This is a genomic window from Micromonospora sp. NPDC049101, assembly GCF_040648675.1.
Classification (GTDB): Bacteria; Actinomycetota; Actinomycetes; order Mycobacteriales; family Micromonosporaceae; genus Micromonospora.
Genome location: NZ_JBEZED010000057.1, coordinates 1 through 6789, shown reverse-complemented (window position 1 = coordinate 6789; position 6789 = coordinate 1). Strand labels below are relative to the sequence as shown.

General features: G+C 74.1%; 1 protein-coding gene. It reads right to left on the bottom strand.

Annotated features, from left to right (window positions below; translation table 11 throughout):
- On the bottom strand, positions 1-6787 hold a 6787-nt coding region (locus tag AB0B57_RS36655; RefSeq protein ID WP_357081027.1), incomplete at its 3' end, for an SDR family NAD(P)-dependent oxidoreductase.
- Between the last annotated feature and the right edge of the window lie 2 nt (positions 6788-6789).

Sequence of the window (6789 nt, the reverse complement as noted above, 5' to 3'; positions counted from 1 at the left end):
ACGCCGCCGCAAACACCACCGACGACCCATACAACTCACGACCCATACCCACCCGCTGCGCACCCTGCCCCGTAAACAAAAACGCCACCCGGCCGTCCGGCCGTGCCGTGCCCGTCACTACTCCGGGCGCGGTCCGGCCTTCGGCCAACGCGGCCAAACCGCCACGCAGCGCGCCAAGGTCCGAGGCCAGGACCACCGCCCGGTCGTCGTGCAGCGGCCGCTCGACGGCGCTGGAGAAGGCCACGTCGAGCAACCCGGTCTCCGGGTGGGCGTCGAGGTGGTGCCGGAGCGAGGCGGCCTGCGCTCGCAACGCCTCGGCGCCCCGGCCGGAGAGGATCACCGGCACCGGGCCCGGCAGCGCCGGTTCGGCCGGCAGCGCCGGTTCGGCCGGGCGTTCGGCCGGCACGGACGGGGGCTCCTCGATGATGACGTGGGCGTTGGTGCCGCTGATCCCGAACGACGACACGGCGGCTCGCCGAGGCCGGCCGGCCGCCGGCCACGGCCTCGCCTCGGTCAACAACCGCACCGCACCCGAGGACCAGTCCACGTGGGGAGACGGCACGTCCACGTGCAGGGTCCTCGGGAGTACGCCGTGCTCCAGCGCCTTCACCATCTTGATCACACCGCCGACACCGGCCGCCGCCTGGGCATGGCCGATGTTCGACTTGAGCGTCCCGAGCCAGAGCGGCGTGGCCTCCGGGCGCTCCGTGCCGTAGGTGGCCAGCAACGCGCCCGCCTCGATCGGATCGCCCAGGCTGGTTCCGGTGCCGTGCGCCTCGACCGCGTCCACGTCGGCGGGGGTCAGGCCCGCGTTCGCCAGCGCCTGGCGGATCACCCGCTCCTGCGACGGGCCGTTCGGAGCGGTCAGCCCGTTGCTCGCACCGTCCTGGTTGACCGCGCTGCCGCTGAGGACGGCCAGAATCCGATGGCCGTTGCGCTCGGCGTCCGACAGCCGCTCCAGCAGGAGCAGGCCCGCACCCTCGGCCGGTCCGAAGCCGTCCGCGGCGGCCGAGAAGGCCTTGCAGCGGCCGTCGGCCGCCAGGCCGCGCTGCCTGCTGAACTCGACGAAGGTCGCGGGCGTCGCCATCACTGTCACGCCACCCGCCAGCGCGAGATCACACTCCCCCTGCCGCAGCGACTGCGCGGCCAGGTGGAGCGCGACCAGAGATGACGAGCAGGCCGTGTCGACAGTGACGGCGGGACCCTCGAAACCGAAGGTGTAGGCGATCCGCCCCGAGGCGACGCTCATGGTGTTGCCGGTCAGCAGGTGACCGGCCAGCTCATCCGACGAGTCCTGCGCACCCGCCTCGTAGCCCATGGCGGACGTGCCGACGAAGACGCCGGTCCGGCTGTTCCGCAGCGAGGACGGGTCGATGCCGGCCCGCTCGACCGCCTCCCACGACGTCTCCAGCAACAGCCGCTGCTGCGGGTCCATGGCGAGCGCCTCACGCGGCGAGATCCCGAAGAACGCCGCGTCGAACAACGCCGCGCCGTCGAGGAAGCCGCCGCCGCCCGCGTGGCTGCTCCCCGGCGCGTCCGGGTCGGGATCGCGCAGCCGGTCGAGGTCCCACCCGCGGTCCTCCGGGAAGTCGGAGACCGCGTCCCCGCCCCGGGCCACGAGGTCCCAGAGGTCCTGCGGCCCGCTCACACCTCCCGGGTAGCGGCAGCTCATGGAGACGATCACCACCGGCTCGTCCGTGCCGGCGGCGACCGGCGGGGGTGCGGGGGCCGCGGCGGACGTACCCAGCAGTTCTGCCTTCAGGAAGGCCGCGAGCGCGTCCGGGGTCGGGTGGTCGAAGACCAGCGTCGCGGGAAGCCTGAGGCCGGTGTCGGCGCGCAGACGGTTGCGCAGTTCCACAGCGGTCAGCGAGTCGAAGCCGAGTTCCTTGAAGGACCGTGCCCGGTCGAGGGCGTCCGAGGGCCGGTGGCCGAGGACCGCTGCGACGTGCGTCTGGACCACGTCGAGGAGCAGCCGGTCCGGTTGGGCGCTGGCCGCCAGCCGGTCGGCCAGCGCGTACACGCTCTCCGGCAGGGCAGCCGCGGCCCGGCGGGCGGGTGCTCCGACGAGCCGGCGGAGGACCGCGGGTGGCGCGGTGGCGTCCTTGGCCCGGCGTCCCAGTCCGGCGAGGTCGAGCCGGGCCGGGACGAGAACTGCCTCGTCCACCAGGCGCGCCGCGTCGAAGAGGGCAAGGCCCTCCTCGGACTCCAGCGCGACCAGCCCCGACCGCCCCATCCTGGCCAGGTCCGCCGCGCCGAGGTGCGCGGTCATCCCGCTCCGCTCGGCCCACAGGCCCCAGGCGAGTGACGTGGCGACGAGTCCGCCGGCCCGACGCCGGTACGCGAGCGCGTCCAGACAGGCGTTCGCAGCCGCGTAGCCGGCCTGTCCCGCCGTGCCCAGGGTCCCGGCGGCGGAGGAGAACAGCACGAACATCGACAGTCCGGCGTCCAGGGTCAGCTCGTGCAGGTTGAGCGCGGCCTGGACCTTCGGGCGGAGTACGGTGTCGATCCGCTCGGGGCTCAACGCCTCGACCACACCGTCGTCCAACACACCAGCCGCATGGACCACACCGGTCAGCGGCCGGTCGGACGGCACGGTGGCCAACACCGCCGCGAGCGCCGCCCGGTCGCTGGCGTCGCAGGCGGCGAAGGTCGCGGTGGCGCCGAGGGCGGTCAGCTCGGCGGTCAGGTGGGCGGTGCCCGGGGCCGCTTCGCCCCGTCTGCTCAGGAGCAGCAGGTGGCGCACTCCGTAGTTGCTGACCAGGTGCCGCGCGAAGAGCGCGCCGAGGTTCCCGGAGGCGCCCGTGACCAGGACCGTGCCCGCGGGGTCGGGCCCTTCCGGGAGGCTGAGCACCAGCTTGCCCACGTGCGTTCCCTGGCGAAGGACGCGGAAGGCCTCGGGTGCCCGTCCGAGGTCCCACCGGGTCACCGGCATCGGGGTGAGCGCACCGCTGCGGAACAACCGGAGGATCTCCGCGAGCATCTCCCGGATCCGGTCGGGGCCCGCCTCCCGCAGGTCGAACGCCCGGTAGGCGACTCCCCCGTGGGTCGCGGCCACGGCCTGCGGGTCGCGCAGGTCGGTCTTGCCGATCTCGATGAATCGCCCGCCGGGAGACAACAGACGCAGCGACGCGTCGACGAACGGCCCGGACAGCGAGTTGAGGACTACGTCCACACCCCGGTGGAAGGTCGTTTCGAACTCCGTCGACCGGGACGAGGCGATCCGGTCCTCGGGCAGGCCGAGCGACCGCAGGGTCTCCCACTTCGCCGGGCTGGCGGTGCCGTAGACCTCGGCACCCAGATGGCGCGCCAACTGGACGGCCGCCATGCCGACGCCGCCCGCCGCTGCGTGCACCAGGACCGACTCACCCGCACGGAGCCCGGCCAGGTCGACCAGGCCGTAGTACGCCGTCAGGTAGACCACCGGGACCGCGGCCGCGTCCTCGAACGACCATCCCTGCGGCATCCTGGCCAGCAGACGTTCGTCGGTGACGGCGAGCAGGGCGAACGCGCCGGAGAACAGGCCCATCACCCGATCGCCGACGGCCAGGCCGGTCACGCCCGGTCCGACCTCGGCCACCACTCCGGAGCCCTCGACACCCAGCCGGGGCGTGTTCTCGCCCAGATCGACGTCGAGGGCGTTGAGCACGTCCCGGAAGTTCAGACCCGCGGCCCGCATCACCACCCGGACCTCGCCTGGTGCCAGTGCGGCGACGGCGTCCGGGTTCGGCAGCAGCGCGAGGTTCTCCAGGGTGCCCCGTTCCGCGGCGTCCAGCCGCCAGGCGGACGCGGCGGGCGGCAGCAACCGTGTGGGGGAGCTGACCCGGGCGAGAGCGGGGGCGAGGAACGTGCGCGCGCGGACGGCCAGCTCGGGCTCGGCCGACCCCAGGGCGGCGGACAGTGTGCCGTGGTCCGCCGCGCCGGGCTCCAGGTCGAGCAGCGCGAACCGGCCGGGGTGTTCGGCCTGGGCGGAACGCACCAGCCCGTGCACCGCCGCGTGCGCCAGGTCGTGCACGTCCTCGCCGGGCCGGGTGGCCACCGCGCCCCGGGTGACCACGACGAGTCTGGCCTGGTCAAGACAGTCGTCGGCCAGCCAGGCCTGAAGGACGGCGAGCGTCCGGTGCAGCACGGAACTCACCGCGTCCGCCGATTCCGGGTCGCCACTCGGCGGGACGGACACGACCACCTGGGAGGGAACCGAATCGCCCTGGAACGGGAGCCCTGGCAGGACCGGCAGGCCCAGGCCGAGGTCGTCGGCGTCCAACGCGACAGTGCCGGCCAGACTGGACGGGCGGGCGGACACCTCGGTCCACTCCAACCGGAACAGGGAGTCGCGGAAGGTGTCGGAGGCGCGGCGGGCCGGGGCCGCGAGGTGCCCCGGCGCGACCGGACGCACCGTGAGCGAGTCGACGGTGGCCACCGGATCGCCCGCGCCGTCGAACAACGCCAGGGCGTAGGCGCCGTCCTGCGGGGACGGCGTCAGTCGCACTCTCAGCGACGAGGCTCCCGAGGCGTGCAGCCGGACCCCCGACCAGGAGAAGGGCAGCGCCACCTCGTCGTCCGCCTGCCCGGCGAGCACCACGGCGTGCAGCGCCGCGTCGAGCAGCGCCGGGTGCAGCCCGTACCCGGCGGGATTGTCGAGAGCGGGCTCGTCGGGCAGCCGCACCTCGGCGAAGATCTCCGCACCGAGCCGCCACACCGTGCCGAGGCCCTGGAAGCAGGGGCCGTACTCGTAACCGCGTTCGACGAGATCCGCATAGCCGGCCTCGACCACCGGCCCGGTGGGCGGCCACTGCGCGAGCGACTGCGGTACGTCCCCGGAGGACGCGGCGAGTGTGCCGACCGCGTGGCAGGTCCACGTGCCGTCCCCGTCGTCGGCGGCCTCCCGCGAGTGGATGAGGACCGGCCGCCGGCCCGCATCGTCCGGCGGACCGACCTCCACCTGGAGGTCGACCTCGGACGACCCCGTCAGCACCAGGGGCGCCTGCAGCGTGAGCTCCTCGAGCTCGTCCCGGCCGACCTGGTCGCCGGCGTGCACGGCCAGCTCGACGAGGACCGCGCCGGGCACCAGCACACTGCCGGAGACCACATGGTCGGCGAGCCACGGGTGCGTGCGTGGGCCGAGCCGGCCGGTGAGCACGAAGCCGTCGGTGCCCGGCAACGGCACCGCCGCCCCCAGCAGCGGATGGCCGGCGGCGCGCAGGCCCGCCGCGGTCACGTCGCCCGAGTGCCCGACCGCGTCGAGCCAGTAGCGGTCCCGTCGGAAGGAGTAGGTGGGCAGCTCGACCCGCCGCGCCCCGGAACCGGCGAACACCGCCGCCCAGGAGGGTGCCGCGCCGTGGACGTGAGCCTCGGCCAACGCCTCCAGGAAGCGGCGTGGCCCGCCCTGGCCCCGCCGCAGCGTGCCCAGCGCGAACGCGTCGGCGCCCGCGTCGTCGAGCGTCTCCTGAATGCCGATGGTGAGCACGGGATGGGCGCTGACCTCGACGAAGAGCGTGTGGCCCCGCGAGACGAGGTCGCTGACCGCGTCCTCGAACAGCACCGGCTGTCGCAGGTTGCGGTACCAGTACTCGGCGTCGAGCATCGCGGTGTCGAGCGGCCCGTCCCGGGTCACCGTCGAGTGGAAGGGCACGGCCGAGGGCCGTGGCTCGATTCCCGCCAGCAGGTCCAGCAGTCGCTCGCGGATCGGCTCGACCTCGGCGGAGTGGGAGGCGTAGTCGACCGGGATTCTCCGTGCCCGCACACCCGCGGCCTCGCAGGCCGCCAGCAGCCCGTCGATCGCGTCCGGCGCCCCGGAGACCACTGTCGAGCGGGGGCCGTTGACCGCGGCGACCGACGCGCGGCCACTCCACGGGGACAGCAGGCGTTCGACCTCCTCCGGCGGGAGCGGCAGCGAGGCCATGCCACCCGCACCCGCCAACCGCTCGGCGATGACCTTGCTGCGCAGCGCCACCACGCGGGCCGCGTCGGGCAGGCTCAGCGCTCCGGCGACGCAGGCCGCCGCGATCTCTCCCTGGGAGTGGCCGACGACGGCAGCGGGCTCGATCCCGTGCCTTCGCCACAGGTCGGCCAGCGCCACCATCACGGCGAACAGCACCGGCTGGACCACGTCGACCCGGTCCAGGGACGGGGCTCCTTCCTGGCCGAGCAGCACCGCGGTCAGCGACCAGTCGACGAACGGATCGAGCGCGGCGGCGCACTCGTGCAGCCGCTCCGCGAAGGCCACCGAGGACTCCATCAGCTCGGCGGCCATCCCGACCCACTGGGAGCCCTGCCCGGGGAAGACGAACACCGGCCCGGGGCCGAGAGGACGGGCAGTCCCCCGCAGCGCGCCCACCGCCGGGCCGTCCTCGGCGAGGCCGCGCAGCCCCTCCGTGAGCTCTTCCCGGTCGGCGACGACGAGGGCGGCACGGTGCGCGAAGGCGGTGCGCGTCGTGGCCAGCGACAGGCCGAGGTCCGCGGGGGACACGGAAGGCTCGGAGGCGAGCAGGGCCAGGAGGCGGCCGGCCTGTGCCCGTAGCGCGGCGTCGGTCCGCGCGCTCAACACCACCGGCACCGGCACCGGCTCCACCGCCGACGCCTCGACCGGCGCCTCGACCGGCACCTGTTCGAGAATCACATGCGCATTAGTCCCACTAATACCAAACGACGACACCCCCGCCCGCCGAGGCCGACCCGTCTCCGGCCACGACCGCGCCTCCGTCAACAACCGCACCCCACCCGACGACCAATCCACAAAAGGCGACGGCTCACCCACATGCAACGTCCTCGGCAACACCCCGTGCCGCATCG